Origin of the sequence: Microbacterium sp. SSM24, assembly GCF_025989145.1 — a bacterium.
Taxonomy (GTDB): domain Bacteria; phylum Actinomycetota; class Actinomycetes; order Actinomycetales; family Microbacteriaceae; genus Microbacterium.
On record NZ_JAPDNQ010000002.1, the window covers coordinates 661290 to 677591 of the forward strand.

Sequence of the window (16302 nt, forward strand, 5' to 3'; positions counted from 1 at the left end):
TCCCGGCGCGCGGTCAGCCGATGCTGACGTCGTAGAACAGCGGGCGCCCGTACAGATCGTAGGCCAGGCCGTCGACCCCGTCGGAGACCGCGGTGATGAGAGACGGGCTGTACAGGGGGACGATCGCCACGTGGTCGGCGTTCCACTGCTGGACGTCGCCGTAGATGTCCGCGCGCTCCTGGGTGTCGGACGTCGACACGCCGCGTTCGAGCAGCGCGTCCAGGTCGGCATCGCTCACCTGCGACGCGTTCTGGAAGCCGTCGGTGTGCAGGTGACTGCGCAGCAGATCGGGGTCCACTCCGGAGAAGCCCCAGTCGGTGAGGTCGAACGTCTTCGGCCCGTACTGCTCGTTGTAGGCGCCGGGCTCGAGCACCTCGCGCACCAGTTCGAATCCGACGGCCTTGAGGTCTGACTGGATCGCGTTCGCGAGCGCCGCACGATCGTCGGGAACCGGCGTCCAGGCGATCCAGCGGGCGGAGAGCCGCTCGCCGTCCTTCGTGCGGTAGCCCTCGGAGTCGCGCTCGGTCCAGCCGGCCTCGTCGAGGAGCGCCTCGGCCGCGGCCGGGTCGAAGGCCCAGGTGCCCTCCAGCGACGCGTCGTAGGTCGGCGTCGTGGATCCGAGGATCGACCAGGCCCGCGGGAACTGTCCGAAGAAGATCTCCTCCACCGCGGTGTCGATGTCGATCGCGCGTGAGAACGCCTCACGCACCTTCTGGTCGGCGAACACGCCGTACTTCTCGTTCAGGTAGAGCGAGTAAGGCAGCCCGGGGTACTCCTGCGCGTCGACGGTGAGCGCCTCGTCGAGGTCGGCCGCGAGGTTCGGCGGCAGCTGGCTGGCGAGATCGGCCTCGCCGCTCTCGACGACCCCCGCACGCACGGATGCCTCCGGGAGGATCTCGACCCGGAGGGTCTCGAACTGTGCGGCGCCTCCGTCGTGGGGTCCCCATGCGTAGTCGTCGTTGCGGGTGTAGACGATCTCCTGGTCGGGCGTGTACTCGGTCAGCTCGAACGGGCCGGTGCCGACGGTGATCCCAGGACCGCCCGCCTTGAGCTGGTCGGCCGAGGACTCGAGCACGGCGGGCGAGTAGAAGCCCAGGAGAGCGGTGCTGGCGGCCTGCAGGAACGGCGAGTACGGCTGCGTGAACGACACCCGCACGGTGTGCTCGTCGATGACCTCGGTGCCGGCGTAGAACTCGCCGCCGAGCATGCTCGAGGCCTGCGCAGATGCCGTCTCGGGATCCGCGATCCGGTCGAAGTTCGCCTTCACGGCCTCGGCGTCGAAGGGCTCTCCGTCTTGGAACGTGACGTCGTCGCGCAGGGTGAAGACATAGGAGGCGCCGTCGTCCTCGATCTCCCAGTCCTCGGCGAGCCACGGTGAGAACGTTCCGTCGGACTCCTGGAACACGAGCGAGTCCAGCACCGCGCGCTGCACCATCGCCGAGACGTCGAGCTGACTGGTCTGAGGGTCCATGTGCCCGGCCGACAGGTTGGCGCCCTCGATCGCCCAGACGACCTCGCCGTCGGAGGACTCCTCACCCGGAGACGCGCCGCCGGCGCACGAGGCGAGGGCGAGGGCTGCGACGAGCGGGAATGCGGCGACGGCGAGTCGTCGGCGCGGGGTGAAAGCGGGCATGGCTGACCTCGGGAAGTCTGAGACGGGGACGTGTCTACGCTAGTCGATTTGTGGACGCAGTCGATCAACGCCGTCACGCACCGATCTGTTCCCCCGCGCTAGCGTCGACCCATGGCCCGACCCGACCTCCCGCTCGCTCCCCGCGTCAGCCCGCCGGACCTCCCTCGCGAACTCGCCGAGGTCGCGGGGCTCAGGTCGTACGACGACATCGTTCGCGCGCGCATCGGCGATCTCGGTGCGCAGACGGATGCCTCGCACGCCGCGGTGACGGAGTGCGAGGTGGTCGGGGCCACCGTCGAGCGCCTCGATCTGACCGGGGCGACGCTGGTCGACGTGCGCGTCGAAGGCCTGCGGGCCACCGCCGTCACGGCGAGGGAGGCCAGGCTGCGGCGCGTGCTGATCTCCGGCGGACGCATCGGCACGCTCGACCTCGCGAACGCCGCAGCGGATGAAGTGGAGCTTCGCGGCATCCGGATCGACTACCTCTCCCTCGCCGCGGCGAAGGTGGAGGACCTGCGGATCGTCGACTGCACGATCACGACGCTCGACCTGCCGCAGGCGACGCTCTCGCGCGTGCGGTTCGAGAGCACGCGTGCGGACGAGGTCGACACCCGCGGCATGCGGGCAGACAGCCTCGACCTGCGGGGGCTGGACGCGGCGTCCTACCTGGATGCCGCGTCACTGCGCGGCGCGACGCTCACGCCGTGGCAGATCGAGCAGCTCGCTCCCGCACTCGCCGCATCCGTGGGCATCGACGTGCGGGACTGACCGCCCGGTTCTCCGGGGAGAAGCGGTCGCCGCGACGCGCGCGACCTCCCGGTAGAATCGTGGGACATTCCACACTCAGGCACGCTCACACAGTGCCGCACATATCGCCAGGAGACCCGAATGGCCGACGCGCAGATTCCAGAGAAGCCCGCCCTCGAGGGTCTCGAAGCGAAGTGGGATGCCGCGTGGACGGAGCAGGGCACGTACCTGTTCGACCGCGCGCGCGCCGCCCAGGCCGGTCGCGCCGGCATCTTCTCGGTCGACACCCCTCCGCCGACCGCCTCCGGCAGCCTGCACATCGGCCACGTGTTCAGCTACACCCACACCGACGTGAAGGTGCGCTTCGAGCGCATGCGCGGCAAGACGGTCTTCTACCCGATGGGCTGGGACGACAACGGCCTGCCGACCGAGCGCCGCGTGCAGAACTACTACGGAGTGCGCTGCGACCCGTCGCTGCCCTACGTCGCCGACTTCACCCCCCCGTACGAGGGCGGTGACAACAAGTCGAACCGTGCCGCCGACCAGGTGCCGGTGAGCCGTCGCAACTTCATCGAGCTGTGCGAGAAGCTCACCGTCGAGGACGAGAAGCACTTCGAGGCGCTGTGGCGCGATCTCGGTCTGAGCGTCGACTGGACCCAGACGTACCGCACGATCTCCGACGACACCATGCGCACCAGTCAGCTCGCGTTCCTGCGCAACCTGGAGCGCGGCGAGGCGTACCAGGCGATGGCGCCGACGCTGTGGGACATCGACTTCCGCAGCGCGATCGCCCAGGCCGAGCTCGAGGACCGCGATCAGCCCGCGGCCTACCACCGCGTGGCGTTCCACAAGGCGGACGGCTCCGGCGACGTGCACATCGAGACGACCCGGCCCGAACTCCTCCCCGCCTGCGTCGCCCTCGTGGCCCACCCCGATGACGAGCGGTACCAGCCTCTGTTCGGCTCGACCGTGCGCACGCCGCTGTTCGACGTCGAGGTGCCGGTGCTCGCGCACCCGCTCGCGCAGCAGGACAAGGGCTCGGGCATCGCCATGATCTGCACGTTCGGCGACGTGACCGACATCATCTGGTGGCGCGAGCTCGACCTCCCGAACCGCACGGTGATCGGGCAGGACGGCCGTCTGATCGCGGACGCGCCCGACGTGATCGTGACGGATGCCGCCAAGGCCGCCTATGCGGAGCTGGCGGGCAAGACCGTGTTCAGCGCCAAGAAGCGCGTCGTCGAGCTGCTTCAGGAGTCGGGCGAGCTCGAGGGCGAGCCCAAGCCCTTCACCCACGCGGTCAAGTTCTTCGAGAAGGGCGACCGCCCCCTCGAGATCGTCTCGACGCGCCAGTGGTACCTCCGCAACGGTGCCCGCGACGAGGTCCTGCGCGACCGGCTCATCGCGCTCGGACGCGAGGTGTCATGGCACCCCGACTTCATGCGCGTGCGGTACGAGAACTGGACGAACGGCCTCACCGGCGACTGGCTGGTCTCGCGCCAGCGCTTCTTCGGCGTGCCGATCCCGGTCTGGTACGCGCTCGACGAGAACGGCGAGCGCGACTACTCGCGGGTTCTGACGCCGGATGCCGCGGCTCTGCCCGTCGACCCGTCGACAGACGTGCCCGCGGGCTACACCGAGGACCAGCGCGGCGTCGCCGGCGGCTTCGAGGGCGAGAACGACATCTTCGACACCTGGGCGACTTCGTCGCTGACGCCGCAGCTCGCCGGCGGATGGAAGCGGGACCCCGAGCTGTGGGACCTCGTCGCTCCGTTCGATGTGCGGCCCCAGGGTCAGGACATCATCCGCACGTGGCTCTTCTCGACGATGCTGCGCAGCGCTCTCGAAGACGGCCGCGCCCCGTGGACGGATGCCGCGATCTCCGGCTTCATCGTCGACCCGGACCGCAAGAAGATGTCGAAGTCGAAGGGCAACGTGGTCACGCCGGCCGACATCCTCGCCCAGCACGGATCGGACGCCGTCCGGTACTGGGCGACCTCGAGCCGCCTCGGCACCGACGCCGCCTTCGACCCGCAGAACCCGACCCAGATCAAGATCGGGCGTCGCCTTGCGATCAAGGTGCTCAACGCGGCGAAGTTCGTGCTGTCGTTCCCTGTGCCCGAGGGCGCGACGGTGACCCACGCACTCGACGCGTCGATGCTCACGACCCTCGACGGCGTGGTGCGCGATGCGACGAAGGCGCTCGAGGCGTACGACCACGCTCGCGCGCTCGAGGTCGCCGAGTCGTTCTTCTGGACCTTCTGCGACGACTACCTCGAGCTCGTCAAGGAGCGCGCGTACAACCAGACCGACGTCGGACAGGCGTCCGCCGCTCTCGCGCTGCGCACCGCGCTGTCCACCCTGCTGCGTCTGTTCGCGCCGGTGATCTCGTTCGCCGCCGAGGAGTCCTGGTCGTGGTTCAACGAGGGCTCGGTGCACACCGCCGCGTGGCCCGAACCGCTCGGCATCGACGGAGACCCCTCCGTGCTGCGCGTCGTCGGCGAAGCCCTCATCGGCATCCGGCGCGCGAAGACCGAGGCGAAGGCCTCGCAGAAGACCCAGGTCGAACGTGTGACGATCGCCGGGCCCGAGGCATCCGTCGCGGTCCTGCGCCTGGCCGAAGGCGACCTGAAGGCCGTCGGACGCATCGCCGAGATCGACTACGCCGCGGCTGACGAGCTCTCGGTGTCCGGCATCGTGCTCGCCCCGCAGGAGGGCTGACATGCAGCTGGGCACGCGGTGGACATCGGGCGACGAACCGCCCCGAGCCGTACCCGACGCGCTCGGTCGCGGGATCGCCGGGGTGGATGCCACGATCCCGGCCGATGCGCTGGGTCAGCCGCGACCGCGGTGGACGCTCACGTGGCTCGAGGGCAGACCGATCGCCGAACTCGACACCGGCATCATCGTGACCCTCGACGAGGACGGCGAGCCCGTCGTGCGGCACGACCCGGACGACGGGTTCGCCTGATCCGCGCTCGTCAGCGCTCGATCTCGGCTCCTGCGCGGCGGGTTCCTCCGATGAGGAGCGGGATGGCGGCGATCGCGGCGACCGCGATGAACGCTCCCCCGATGTAGAACGGGAGGCGGAGGTCGGTGCGGCCGATCCACCCGCCCACGAGCGTCGCGATCGGGAACAGACCCCACGTGAGCGTGCGGATGACGCCCAGGACCCGACCGAACATCTCGCCCGGGACGATCTGCTGACGCAGCGCGCCCCACGGGACGTTCCAGACCGACACGGCGCCCGCCGCCACCGCGAACGCGCACACGGCCGTGATCGCGTCGGGGGCGAGTCCGGTGAGCACGGTGCCGATGCCGCCGATGACGATCGCCCACACCATGATCGGCCCGCGACCGAATCGCTCCACCAAGCGGGGCGCGATGAGCGAGCCCGCGAGAGCCCCGATCCCGATCCCGGCCGTCACGAATCCGATCGCGACGTAGGCGACCTGCTGCTCGTCGAGGAAGAAGAGGATGATGACGCCCTGCGACAGTGACAGCGCGGACCCGATCAGGGCGGTGAACACCACCATCGCGCGCAGGTAGCGGTGCCGCCACAGATAGCCGAGCGCCTCACGGGTCGTCACCCTGGTGCGGGCAGGGGGAACGGCGACCGGCTCGGACATCATCCCCATCGTCACGTCGGGAGCGTCGGGGTCGGGCACGGCGTCCGGAGCGGGCTCGCGCAGGGGGCGGGCGGCGCTCAGTGGAAGAAACAGGGCCAGCGCGATCGGAATGAGATACGCCCCCGTCGTCGACCACAGCGGCAGCGCGAGCGAGACGGCGAACAGCACACCCGCGATCGGCGTCGCGATGAAATTGTCGATCGTGATCTGCGCCGCCTGCAGCCAGCCGTTCGCGCGGTCGAGGCCGTCCTTGCGCACGACCGAGGGGACGATCGCGTTGGTCGCGTTGTCGAACAGCGTCTCGCCGAGGCCGAACACCAGCGTGCCCGCGATGAGCGCCCACAGGCTCATCGAGCCCGTCGCCGCGAGCACCGAGAGCCAGAGAGCGACACCGCCGCGCAGGGCGTTCGCGATCGCCATGACGATCCGGCGGTCGAAGTGGTCGACGATCATTCCCGCCGGCAGCCCGAACAGCAGCCACGGCAGGAACGCGACGGCGCCCAGGGCTGCGATCGCCAGAGGATCGTCCGTGAGGGTGGTGCCGATGAGCGGCACTGCGGTGCGGCCGAGACCGTCCGCGAGGTTGCTGAACGCCGCGGCCGTCCACAGCTTCCCGAAGTCGCGACCCAGAGGGGGCCGGCCCTTGCGCCCGGCCCCCTCGGTCTTCGCCGCGGCGTCGACGGTGTCGGTCATCGCGGAAGCATCCCGATCGAGCCCAGGGCGAGCGCGTCGGCGCGGGCGTCGGCGGCGGTCGTCCGGGCCGAGGCCGGCGGCGGGGTCGTACCGCGACGCTCGAGGCGGGTGGCGACGAACCGGTCCATGCCGGCAGCGGCGGTGAGCAGCATCCGCTCGAATCGCGTGGTGCGGACGGAGCGGGGCGCAATGAGAGCGGTCATGACTGTCCTCCCAGAGTGGGGAGCGGGAACAGGTCGGCCCGGATCGTGACGGGGCGGACGTTCTCGCCGGTTTGGTTGCGGTAGTTGTCGACGGTCTCGTCGATGATCGCCATGATCTTCAGGGCGAGGTTCTTGCTCTGCTCGGGGGTGAGGCGAGCGGTGGCGGTGGAGATGAGCGTGCCCTCCTGCCAGATCGCGTCCTCGCCGCGGATTCCGCTGTTGACGAAGTCGAGCAGCTGATCGTTCCGGTTGCGGAGGAACTCGTTCATGACGACCTGCGTCGCCGCGCGGCCGGCGGGCGTCGTCATCGCGTCGGGGTTGGCGAACGACACCCCGCCGATCGGACGCTCCCACCAGCGCTCGCGGCCGGTGCCACGACCCTCGGCCTCGTGGATGAGGTCGTGCTTCGCGAGCGCCCGCAGGTGGTAGCTCGTGGCGCCGCTGGACTCTCCCAGGCGCTCAGCGAGCGAGCTGGCGGTCTGCGGTCCGTACTGGCTGAGGATGTCGTAGATCCTCACGCGCAGCGGGTGTGCCAGAGCGCGCAGCGCGCCGGAGTCGAGGACGCGGTCCTCGTTGTGACGCTTCTCGGCGCGGGCCAGGGCGTCCATCTCTTCGGCGTTCTCGTTCTCTGCCATGACTCGACTGTAGCCATGCAAAGGTCTCTTTGCAAGCATTTCTTTGCAATTGATTCTTTGCAAACAAGTGTGGGCATGTTCGGCCCCGCTGATTAGGCTGAGACCCATGCCGAACGACAACCCCCTGCTGTCTCCCGCCCCGCTCCCCTACGGACTCCCCGACTACACCGCGATCCGTCCCGAGCACTATCTCCCCGCCTTCCGCGCGGCGTTCGAGAGTCACTCGCGAGAGATCTCGAACATCACGCGCGTACGCTCCATGCCGACGTTCGAGAACACGCTCGTTCCGCTGGAGGAGAGCGGCAAGCTGCTGGGCGACGTGGCCCGCACGTTCTACACCGTGTCGTCCGCCGACGCGACCCCCGAGATCCAGGCGATCGAGGAGGAGCTCGCTCCCCTGATGTCCGCGCACGAGGACTCCATCCAGCTCGATGCCCAGCTGTACTGGCGCATCAAGACCCTCCACGACCAGCTCGATCAGCTCGACCTCGAACCCGAGCAGCGCTACCTCGTCGAGCGTCACTACCGCGAGATGTCGCACGCGGGCGCCGGTCTCGACGAGGGCGCCAAGGAGCGGCTCACCGCACTCAATCAGCGTCTGTCCACGCTCACGACGTCCTTCGAGAAGAACCTCCTCAACGACACGAACGACCTCGCGATCGTCTTCGACACCGTCGGCGAGCTCGACGGGCTCACCGAGGGCGAGCTGTCGGCGGCGGCGCAGGCCGCGTCCGACCGCGGACTCGACGGCAAATGGGTGGTGACGCTCACCCTGTTCACCGGGCACCCGTACCTTTCATCCCTCACCAACCGTGACAGCCGCAAGCGCATCCTCGATGCCTCGCGCTCGCGCGGTTCGCGGGGGAACGAGAACGACAACCGCGGCGTCCTGCTCGAGATCGTGCGACTGCGCGCCGAGCGCGCGGCGCTTCTCGGCTACGACACGCACGCCGCCTACATCACGTCGGATGAGACCGCGGGGTCGCCGGATGCCGTGCACGACCTCCTCCGTCGCCTCGCTGTCCCCGCCGCGCGCAACGCCGCGCGCGAGCAGGCCGCGCTGCAGGCGATCATCGACCGCGAGCCGGAGCCCTTCCCGCTCGAAGCCCACGACTGGGCGTTCTACACCGAGAAGGTGCGTGCCGCCGAGTACGACCTCGACCGCAGCGCGCTGCGCCCCTGGTTCGAGGCGGAGCGCGTCCTGCAGGACGGCGTGTTCCGTGCCGCCACCGAGCTCTACGGTGTCACGTTCGCCGAGCGCACCGACATCCCCGCGTATCACCCCGACGCGCGCGTCTTCGAGCTGCACAACGCCGACGGGTCGGAACTGGGCCTCTTCGTGCTCGATCTGTACACGCGCGACACGAAGCGCGGCGGTGCGTGGATGAACTCGATCGTGTCGCAGTCGCTCCTTCGGGGCACACGACCGATCGTCGTGAACAACCTCAACGTTCCCAAGCCAGCGCCCGGCAAGCCGACGCTCCTCACCCTCGACGAGGTGACGACGCTGTTCCACGAGTTCGGACATGCGCTGCACGGCCTGTTCGCGACGGTCACCTACCCCCACTTCGCCGGCACGAACGTGTTCCGGGACTTCGTCGAGTTCCCGAGCCAGGTGAACGAGATGTGGATCTACTGGCCCGAGATCCTCGACGCCTACGCCCGCCACGTCGACACCGGCGAGCCGCTGCCCGCGGAGATCGTGGAGAAGCTGCACGCGTCCGAGGCGTTCAACCAGGGCTTTGCGACGAGCGAGTACCTCGCCGCGTCGTGGCTCGACCAGGCGTGGCACTCCCTCACCGAGGAACAGGCGGCCGGCGACCTCGACGTCGGCGAGTTCGAGGCGGCGGCGCTCCGTGACATCGGGCTCGACAACCCGGCGGTCCCGACCCGCTACTCGTCCACCTACTTCGCTCACGTGTTCTCGGGCGGGTACAGCGCCGGCTACTACTCCTACATCTGGAGCGAGGTGCTCGACGCCGACACCGTGGAGTGGTTCCGCGAGAACGGCGGGCTCACGCGCGGCAACGGGGACCGGTTCCGCGATCGCCTGCTCGGCGTGGGCGGTTCGAAGGACCCGCTCGAGGCCTACCGCGACTTCCGCGGACGGGATGCCGACATCCAGCCCCTGCTCGAGCGCCGCGGGCTCGTCGCCTGAGTCTGCGCGAGCGCGGGGGCCGGTGTCAGAGGGCGCCGATCCCCCGCGCGAACGCGCGCGTGCGCTCGGCCATCGCGGCGGGGACTTCGGCGACGGTGAAGTGCCCGCCCTCGGCGAGCCGCTCGAACACGCGCAGATCGCGGTAGAACTCGCGAGCGAGCGACTCGGGATAGTCCGCCTCGTGTCGCTGGACGAACACCGCCGCCGGCACCTCGACGGGTGAGATGGCGGCGGGCTGATCGGCCCCCTCGTAGTAGGGGCGGAACGAGCTGCCGATCGTCTGGGTCGCCCAGTAGATCGTCGCTTCGGTGAGGATGCGCTCCCGCGAGATCCGCCGTTCCACAGCCGCCGGATCGCCGGCGGGCGTGTCACTCCACTCGACGAGCTTCTCTGCGAGCCACGCGACCAGCCCCGCCGGCGAGTCGTTGAGCGCCGCGGCGAGGGTGTCGGGACGTGTCGCCTGCACGTGCCCGTAGGCGCCGTGCGTCTCGTGATCGTCTGCGATGCGTTCGAAGAACGTGCGCTCGGCGGGCTGGGTCAGGTGCGCGCGCTCGGCCCGCGTCGGGAAGTGGGCGTGCGTGGCGATCACCCCGAGGACGGACTCCGGATGCTGCGACGCGAGCAGGTCGTTCACGTTCGCCGACACGTCCTCGCCGTACGTGAGATAGCTCCCGTAGCCGAGCACATCGGTCATGAGGGCGTGCATGCTGCTCGCCAGCCTCGCCTCCGTCAGGAGTCCGGATCGGTACGGGGTCGAGAAACCGAACCCTGGGAAGCTCGGCACCACGACGTGGAAATCGGTCAGCAGGTCGGCGAAATCCAGCTGCAGCGCGAACGTATGCGGCCAGCCGTGCATCACGAGCAGGGCCGGAGCAGAGGGATCTGCTGAGGGCAGGTGCGCGAAGTGGATCGCGGCGCGGTCGAGCTCGACCACGAACTGCGGGTGGGAGTTGAGCCATCGCTCCCGCGCCCGCCAGTCGAAGTCGCTCCACGAACGGACGAGCGAGGCGAGGTAGGCCGCCGACATCCCCGACGGCGGCCGATGCGGCGAGTCGGGCAGCAGTCGTGAGCGCGCCAGGCGTGCACGCAGATCGCGCAGAAGCTCGTCGGGGACGTGGAGCTCGAAAGGTGCGGCATCCATCCTCCGACGCTAGCGCCGGGGTGCGACAGCGGCGCGGTGATGGCCGGGGCGCGATCGACCCGGTCAGTCGGCGTGCGAGACGGCCCAGGCGGCCGCGGCGGATCGCGATGACGCACCGAGCTTGGCGCGTGCATTGGCGACGTGTCGGTGGACGGTGTGGACGCTGAGGAAGAGCTCGGCCGCGATCTGCGCATCGGTCAGGCCGTTCGCCACGAGAAGGAGCACCTCGAGCTCACGAGCGGTGATCGGAGAGTCCGGCACCGTGCCGCGGTGTGCGGAGGGCTGCGGAGTCAGATCGGTCTCGGGCACTCCGTCGAACCACAGCGCCGCATCCAGCAGAGACCTGGTGTCGCCGTGCCACGGATGATGGGCGGCCCCATCGAGCACCTCCAGGCGCGCATCCGGAAGCGCCGCGGCGACAGCGGCACCCAGCGACATCCGGATGGCCCGGTCACCGCGCCGGTGCAGCACGATCGCCGGAGCGGACACGTCAGCGGCCAGTTCGCTCGCGTCGAACGAGTAGACCGCCGCGAGCGCGGCCGCCGCAGCGTCCGCGGTGGCCGTGGAGCGCTGGTGGCGGACGTACTCGCGCCGCTGCTCCGGCGTCGCGTCCGGATAGAAGATGTCGGACATCACGCGGGAGCTCACACCCCAGCTTCGCCTGACGAGCTCGACGAGGGCCGCGCGGTCGGGAGCGGAGGCGATCGCACTCCCCGAGAGGTAGGAGCCCGAGAACACCAGCCGGCGGACACGGTCGGGGTGGCGAGCCGCGAATGCGATGGCCACCGGGCATCCGGAGGAACCGGCGAACAGGGTCGCCTGGTCTACCCCAGCCGCGTCGAGCACCGCGCGCATGGCGTCGACGTGCGGCTCCAGAGCCGCCGGTGTCTCGCGCGTGCGGGAGAGCCCGCTCCCCGGTGGATCCATGCGGATGACACGGCGATGGCGGGCGATCGCCGAGACGAAGCTGCGGAAGGGCGCGTAGTCCCAGTCTCGCTCGAGGTGGCTCATCCACCAGCCTCCGATGAGCACCGGATGCCCATCACCCGTCTCCGACCACGCCACGTCGTCAGATCCCGACCACGCGTACTGGATGGAGAGCTCATCCGATCGCACGATCTCAGTATGGGACACAGTCGACCGGCCCGCGGATCGCCGACGCAGCGGGAATCAGCTCAGGCGGCCGGCCAGTCTGTGCAGCCCTTGCCGGCGCAGCGCGATCCACGTCGCGTCCGCGCGAGCGATGACGGCGCCGTGCTCGTCGACGATCGCCGCCGACGTCTCGAAGCGGCGCGCCCGCCGCTCCCGGGTCCAGCTGAACACCACGAGCCGCTCCCCCACCCGGGGCCGGCGCTCGACGAGCCCCGTCATCGTCCCGAGCAGGGCCAGTTCGCGCTCGCGCAGCGCAGCGGCCGGATAGCTCGGGCAGTCCATCGCCGCCCATACAGCTGCGAAGGGCGCCGTGCCGCCGACCGCGTCCCTGCTGTCGACGAGCCAGGGGGCGGCGAGGATCTCCGGGCGCCCGGGCACCGGACCCGGGGTGACGTGCATCCCGTCGGTGCGGAGGGGACCGCAGACCACGCAGTCCGAGAGCAGGTGGCGCACGGCGGCGAGCGGGTGGGCCTCGCGGGCCGCGAGCGCCTCTTCGTAGGTCGGCGCGACCGGAATCGAGCCGTCGACGAGCCGGCCGCGACGGGCCTCCGCGATCAATCGCCGCCGATGATGCACGCGAACGCCGTATGCCCCATCGGAGGAGACGTGCAGCGACCGGCCGAGGGGAACGGGCCGGCGGAGCCGGACCGTGACGACGCCCGCATCCACATGCCGGGCGATCGCACCGGCGGCGAATCCGCCGTTGGCCGATCTCCGCGGCCCGTTGTGACGCGGATCGATCCGCACCGTGCCGACGATGACGCCCTCGTCGCCGGCGACGGCGTGACGCAGGTCGATGGCGGCGGGTCGCCCGAACACGGCGGCCGATTCGTGTGTGGAGAGGATGAGCTCTGACATGGCCCGAGTCAACCGGGGCGGGCTGTGTCAGCGCGTCACGGAGATCGGCCATTGGCGATGGCCCGAATCGGCCATCACCGACAGCATCCCGCGCGGGAACGCGTGCGATTCGAGGTCAGGCGGTCAGGCGCTCTTGCGCTTCTGGCGCAGCACGAGCGTCGGCGGCGCTCCCTCTTCGACGGCGGCGCGGGTCACGACGACCTTGTCGACGTCGTCGGTCGACGGGATCTCGAACATGATCGGTCCGAGGACGTCTTCGAGGATCGCACGGAGGCCGCGAGCCCCGGTCTTGCGCTCCACCGCGAGGTCGGCGATCGCCTCGAGCGCCTCGGTGTCGAACTCGAGCGTGACGCCGTCGAGCTCGAACATGCGGTGGTACTGCTTGACCAGCGCGTTCTTGGGCTCGGTGAGGATCTCCATCAGCGCCGCCTGGTCGAGGGGCGAGACCGACGCCACGACGGGCAGGCGGCCGATGAACTCGGGGATCAGGCCGAACTTGTGCAGGTCTTCTGGCCGCACCTCGCTGAACAGGCTGAGGTCATCGCCCTTGTTGTGCAGCGGGGCGCCGAAACCGATGCCGTGCTTGCCGACGCGCGACGAGATGATGTCTTCGAGACCTGCGAAGGCGCCCGCAACGATGAAGAGGACGTTCGTCGTATCGATCTGGATGAACTCTTGGTGCGGATGCTTGCGGCCGCCCTGCGGAGGCACCGAGGCGACCGTGCCCTCGAGGATCTTCAGCAGCGCCTGCTGCACGCCCTCACCGGAGACGTCGCGCGTGATCGACGGGTTCTCGGCCTTTCGGGCGATCTTGTCGACCTCGTCGATGTAGATGATGCCGGTCTCGGCGCGCTTCGTGTCGAAGTCGGCGGCTTGCAGCAGCTTGAGGAGGATGTTCTCGACGTCTTCGCCGACGTAGCCGGCCTCGGTGAGGGCCGTGGCATCCGCCACCGCGAAGGGGACGTTGAGGCGCTTGGCGAGCGTCTGCGCGAGGTAGGTCTTGCCGCAGCCCGTGGGGCCGAGGAGCAGGATGTTGCTCTTCGCGATCTCGATCTCGTCGGCGCGCTGCTCGGCGGACTGGATCGTGCCGTGCGCGCGCACGCGCTTGTAGTGGTTGTAGACGGCGACCGAGAGTGCGCGCTTCGCCGCGTGCTGCCCGACGACGTACTCCTCGAGGAACCCGAAGATCTCGCGCGGCTTGGGGAGATCGAAATCGGTGACGACGCCCGAGCTGGACTCGGCCATGCGCTCTTCGATGATCTCGTTGCACAGCTCGACGCACTCGTCGCAGATGTAGACGCCCGGACCCGCGATGAGCTGCTGGACCTGCTTCTGGCTCTTTCCGCAGAAGGAGCACTTGAACAGGTCGGCGCTCTCACCGATGCGTGCCATGCGGCTCCCCTTCGTCGCGGCGGGGACCTCGTCCCCGGCTGTTCTCCGAGCCTAATCGCTCGGGGCGACATGCGGCGGGATTGCGACACGCGTTGTGAGCGATGATGCGTCCGCTCACAGCGAAGCCCCGCCACCCGATGTCGGGCGGCGGGGCTTCGGCATCCGCTCTACTTCGTCAGTGCGGCGGGCGTGCGCTTGCGGGTCGTGAGGACCTGATCGACGAGACCGTAGGTGACGGCCTCTTCGGCCGACAGGATCTTGTCGCGGTCGATGTCCTTGTTGACCTCTTCCGGACTCTTGTTGGAGTGCTTCGACAGGGTCTCCTCGAGCCACGTGCGCATGCGCAGGATCTCCTGGGCCTGGATCTCGATGTCGGAAGCCTGGCCGTGGCCCGCCTCGCCCATCGCGGGCTGGTGGATCAGGATGCGCGCGTTCGGCAGCGCCAGTCGCTTGCCGGGCGCTCCGGCGGCGAGCAGCACGGATGCCGCGGACGCCGCCTGGCCGAGCACGACCGTCTGGATCTGCGGCGAGACGTACTGCATCGTGTCGTAGATCGCCGTCATGGCCGTGAACGAGCCACCGGGCGAGTTGATGTACATGATGATGTCGCGGTCGGGATCCTGCGACTCGAGCACGAGCAGCTGGGCCATCACGTCGTCGGCCGACGCGTCGTCGACCTGCACGCCGAGGAAGATCACGCGGTCCTCGAACAGCTTGTTGTAGGGGTCCTGGCGCTTGTAGCCGTAGGCGGTGCGCTCCTCGAACTGCGGCAGGATGTAGCGACTGCCGGGCATCTGGAGGCCCTGCGGGGCGCTCGTTCCGAAGGTGGGGGTCTGCATTCCGGGTTCTCTCTCTTTCGCCTTCGGAGCGGTCAGGCCGCGGTTCCGCCGCCGCCGATGACGTCGGTGGCCGATTCGCGGATGTGGTCGACGAAACCGTACTCGAGGGCCTCCTCGGCGCCGAACCAGCGGTCGCGGTCACCGTCGGCGTTGATCTGCTCGACGGACTTGCCCGTCTGCGCCGCCGTGATCTCGGCGAGGCGCTTCTTCATGTCGAGGATGAGCTGCGCCTGCGTCTGGATGTCGCTCGCCGTGCCGCCGAAGCCGCCGTGCGGCTGGTGCAGCAGCACGCGGGCGTTCGGCGTGATGTACCGCTTGCCCTTCGTGCCGGCGGTGAGCAGCAGCTGGCCCATCGACGCGGCCATGCCGATGCCGACGGTGACGATGTCGTTCGGCACGAACTGCATCGTGTCGTAGATCGCCATGCCGGCCGTGATCGAGCCACCGGGCGAGTTGATGTAGAGGTAGATGTCCTTCTGCGTGTCTTCCGCCGCGAGGAGGAGGATCTTCGCGCAGATCTCGTTGGCGTTCTCGTCGCGCACCTCCGACCCGAGCCAGATGATGCGGTCCTTCAGCAGCCTGTCGAAGACGCTCGTCGCGACAAGTGGTTCGGCCATGTGTACTCCTGATTCCGTGGTCGTGCCATTGAATCTACCGGCGCTCCGCGATCGACCCGCCCGTGTTCGCCCTGGGCAGATCAGTCCAGCGGGTCGACGAGTTCGCGCGCGTACGCGGCGACCGAGCGCGTGTAGCGCGGCAGGTGCGGCGCGAGCGCCTCAAGGGCCACGGATGCTGCGCGCACGGCCTCCCCCGACGACACGAGCGCCAGGGCGTAGAAGGCCGCGGCCGCGTCTCGCAGGGGCGAGTCGGGATCTCGCTCGTACTCGTCGCGCAGCAGCTCGAGGGCCTCGTCGTGCTTGCCGAGATTGCGGATGGTGCTCGCGAGCTGGATGACCGCCTGCGTGCGCACCTCGTCGTCGAGGCGCGCCGCGAGCGCGGCGCGGTACAGCGGTTCGGCTTCCTCCTCGAGCCCGGCGGAATCGCGCGCGCCGGCGCGCTCGAAGAGCGCCCGTCCGTCGCCGTCGTCCCGTTCGGCGGCGAGCTCGTCGATCCGTCGGACGCGCTCGTGGTCGTCGAGCGCGTCGTCGTCCCACACCGCGGCCACGCGGTCATCCCAGTCGGTCATCATCGTCCTCCTCGAAAGAGAAGGGGACGGATGCCG

At 69.4% G+C, this 16302-nt stretch carries 15 protein-coding genes; 4 read left to right on the forward strand and 11 right to left on the reverse strand.

Annotated features, from left to right (window positions below; translation table 11 throughout):
• Positions 1–13 precede the first annotated feature (13 nt).
• Entirely contained in the window at positions 14–1633 is a 1620-nt protein-coding gene (locus OL358_RS15085; protein ID WP_264710877.1) for an ABC transporter substrate-binding protein, read from the reverse strand.
• A gap of 111 nt (positions 1634–1744) precedes the next feature.
• On the opposite strand from OL358_RS15085, the gene OL358_RS15090 reads away from it, so the two are divergent.
• From OL358_RS15090 to OL358_RS15100, 3 genes are all read left to right on the forward strand, one after another.
• Positions 1745–2401, forward strand: coding sequence for a pentapeptide repeat-containing protein (locus OL358_RS15090; RefSeq protein ID WP_264710878.1), 657 nt, complete (start codon positions 1745–1747; stop codon positions 2399–2401).
• Positions 2402–2521: 120 nt separating this feature from the next.
• Entirely contained in the window at positions 2522–5101 is a 2580-nt protein-coding gene (gene valS, locus OL358_RS15095) for a valine--tRNA ligase (protein WP_264710879.1), read from the forward strand.
• Position 5102: 1 nt separating this feature from the next.
• Positions 5103–5351 (forward strand): hypothetical protein, encoded by a 249-nt coding sequence (locus tag OL358_RS15100; RefSeq protein WP_264710880.1) that lies wholly within the window; start codon positions 5103–5105, stop codon positions 5349–5351.
• Between the two features lie 10 nt (positions 5352–5361).
• Here OL358_RS15100 and OL358_RS15105 read toward each other — a convergent pair whose 3' ends face one another.
• The 3 genes from OL358_RS15105 to OL358_RS15115 are packed head-to-tail and all read right to left on the reverse strand — an operon-like array spanning position 5362 to position 7540.
• A complete protein-coding gene (locus tag OL358_RS15105) occupies positions 5362–6702 on the reverse strand; it encodes an MFS transporter (protein WP_264710881.1) in 1341 nt (446 codons plus the stop codon).
• Entirely contained in the window at positions 6699–6905 is a 207-nt protein-coding gene (locus OL358_RS15110) for a hypothetical protein (protein WP_264710882.1), read from the reverse strand. The genes OL358_RS15105 and OL358_RS15110 overlap by 4 nt, the downstream gene beginning before the upstream one ends.
• Entirely contained in the window at positions 6902–7540 is a 639-nt protein-coding gene (locus tag OL358_RS15115) for a helix-turn-helix domain-containing protein (protein WP_319805446.1), read from the reverse strand. Before OL358_RS15115 ends, OL358_RS15110 begins: the two co-directional genes overlap by 4 nt.
• Before the next feature lie 106 nt (positions 7541–7646).
• On the opposite strand from OL358_RS15115, the gene OL358_RS15120 reads away from it, so the two are divergent.
• Positions 7647–9698, forward strand: a complete 2052-nt coding sequence (locus tag OL358_RS15120; protein WP_264710883.1) for a M3 family metallopeptidase — start codon at positions 7647–7649, stop codon at positions 9696–9698.
• A 25-nt stretch (positions 9699–9723) separates the two neighbouring features.
• Here OL358_RS15120 and OL358_RS15125 read toward each other — a convergent pair whose 3' ends face one another.
• From OL358_RS15125 to OL358_RS15155, 7 genes are all read right to left on the reverse strand, one after another.
• Positions 9724–10839 carry an epoxide hydrolase family protein gene (locus OL358_RS15125; protein WP_264710884.1) on the reverse strand — a complete coding sequence of 372 codons (1116 nt, stop codon included), beginning with the start codon at positions 10837–10839 and terminating at the stop codon, positions 9724–9726.
• A gap of 63 nt (positions 10840–10902) precedes the next feature.
• On the reverse strand, positions 10903–11955 hold the full coding sequence (locus OL358_RS15130) for an alpha/beta fold hydrolase (protein WP_264710885.1): 1053 nt from the start codon (positions 11953–11955) through the stop codon (positions 10903–10905).
• Between the two features lie 54 nt (positions 11956–12009).
• Positions 12010–12849, reverse strand: coding sequence for a thioesterase family protein (locus OL358_RS15135; protein WP_264710886.1), 840 nt, complete (start codon positions 12847–12849; stop codon positions 12010–12012).
• A gap of 123 nt (positions 12850–12972) precedes the next feature.
• A complete protein-coding gene (gene clpX / locus OL358_RS15140) occupies positions 12973–14241 on the reverse strand; it encodes an ATP-dependent Clp protease ATP-binding subunit ClpX (protein ID WP_264710887.1) in 1269 nt (422 codons plus the stop codon).
• Between the two features lie 167 nt (positions 14242–14408).
• Positions 14409–15080, reverse strand: coding sequence for an ATP-dependent Clp protease proteolytic subunit (locus OL358_RS15145; RefSeq protein WP_264710888.1), 672 nt, complete (start codon positions 15078–15080; stop codon positions 14409–14411).
• Between the two features lie 32 nt (positions 15081–15112).
• Positions 15113–15697 carry an ATP-dependent Clp protease proteolytic subunit gene (locus tag OL358_RS15150; RefSeq protein WP_264710889.1) on the reverse strand — a complete coding sequence of 195 codons (585 nt, stop codon included), beginning with the start codon at positions 15695–15697 and terminating at the stop codon, positions 15113–15115.
• Positions 15698–15777: 80 nt separating this feature from the next.
• Positions 15778–16266, reverse strand: a complete 489-nt coding sequence (locus OL358_RS15155) for a tetratricopeptide repeat protein (protein WP_264710890.1) — start codon at positions 16264–16266, stop codon at positions 15778–15780.
• Positions 16267–16302 lie beyond the last annotated feature (36 nt).

What these genes read in the sequence shown, in the direction of transcription:
- OL358_RS15085 (WP_264710877.1), bottom strand. Translation starts at nt 1,633, where the DNA reads ATGCCCGCTTTCACCCCGCGCCGACGACTCGCCGTCGCCGCATTCCCG.
- OL358_RS15105 (WP_264710881.1), bottom strand. Translation starts at nt 6,702, where the DNA reads ATGACCGACACCGTCGACGCCGCGGCGAAGACCGAGGGGGCCGGGCGC.
- OL358_RS15135 (WP_264710886.1), bottom strand. Translation starts at nt 12,849, where the DNA reads ATGTCAGAGCTCATCCTCTCCACACACGAATCGGCCGCCGTGTTCGGG.
- OL358_RS15150 (WP_264710889.1), bottom strand. Translation starts at nt 15,697, where the DNA reads ATGGCCGAACCACTTGTCGCGACGAGCGTCTTCGACAGGCTGCTGAAG.
- OL358_RS15155 (WP_264710890.1), bottom strand. Translation starts at nt 16,266, where the DNA reads ATGACCGACTGGGATGACCGCGTGGCCGCGGTGTGGGACGACGACGCG.
- OL358_RS15115 (WP_319805446.1), bottom strand. Translation starts at nt 7,540, where the DNA reads ATGGCAGAGAACGAGAACGCCGAAGAGATGGACGCCCTGGCCCGCGCC.
- clpX (WP_264710887.1), bottom strand. Translation starts at nt 14,241, where the DNA reads ATGGCACGCATCGGTGAGAGCGCCGACCTGTTCAAGTGCTCCTTCTGC.
- OL358_RS15100 (WP_264710880.1), top strand. Translation starts at nt 5,103, where the DNA reads ATGCAGCTGGGCACGCGGTGGACATCGGGCGACGAACCGCCCCGAGCC.
- OL358_RS15090 (WP_264710878.1), top strand. Translation starts at nt 1,745, where the DNA reads ATGGCCCGACCCGACCTCCCGCTCGCTCCCCGCGTCAGCCCGCCGGAC.
- valS (WP_264710879.1), top strand. Translation starts at nt 2,522, where the DNA reads ATGGCCGACGCGCAGATTCCAGAGAAGCCCGCCCTCGAGGGTCTCGAA.
- OL358_RS15110 (WP_264710882.1), bottom strand. Translation starts at nt 6,905, where the DNA reads ATGACCGCTCTCATTGCGCCCCGCTCCGTCCGCACCACGCGATTCGAG.
- OL358_RS15145 (WP_264710888.1), bottom strand. Translation starts at nt 15,080, where the DNA reads ATGCAGACCCCCACCTTCGGAACGAGCGCCCCGCAGGGCCTCCAGATG.
- OL358_RS15125 (WP_264710884.1), bottom strand. Translation starts at nt 10,839, where the DNA reads ATGGATGCCGCACCTTTCGAGCTCCACGTCCCCGACGAGCTTCTGCGC.
- OL358_RS15120 (WP_264710883.1), top strand. Translation starts at nt 7,647, where the DNA reads ATGCCGAACGACAACCCCCTGCTGTCTCCCGCCCCGCTCCCCTACGGA.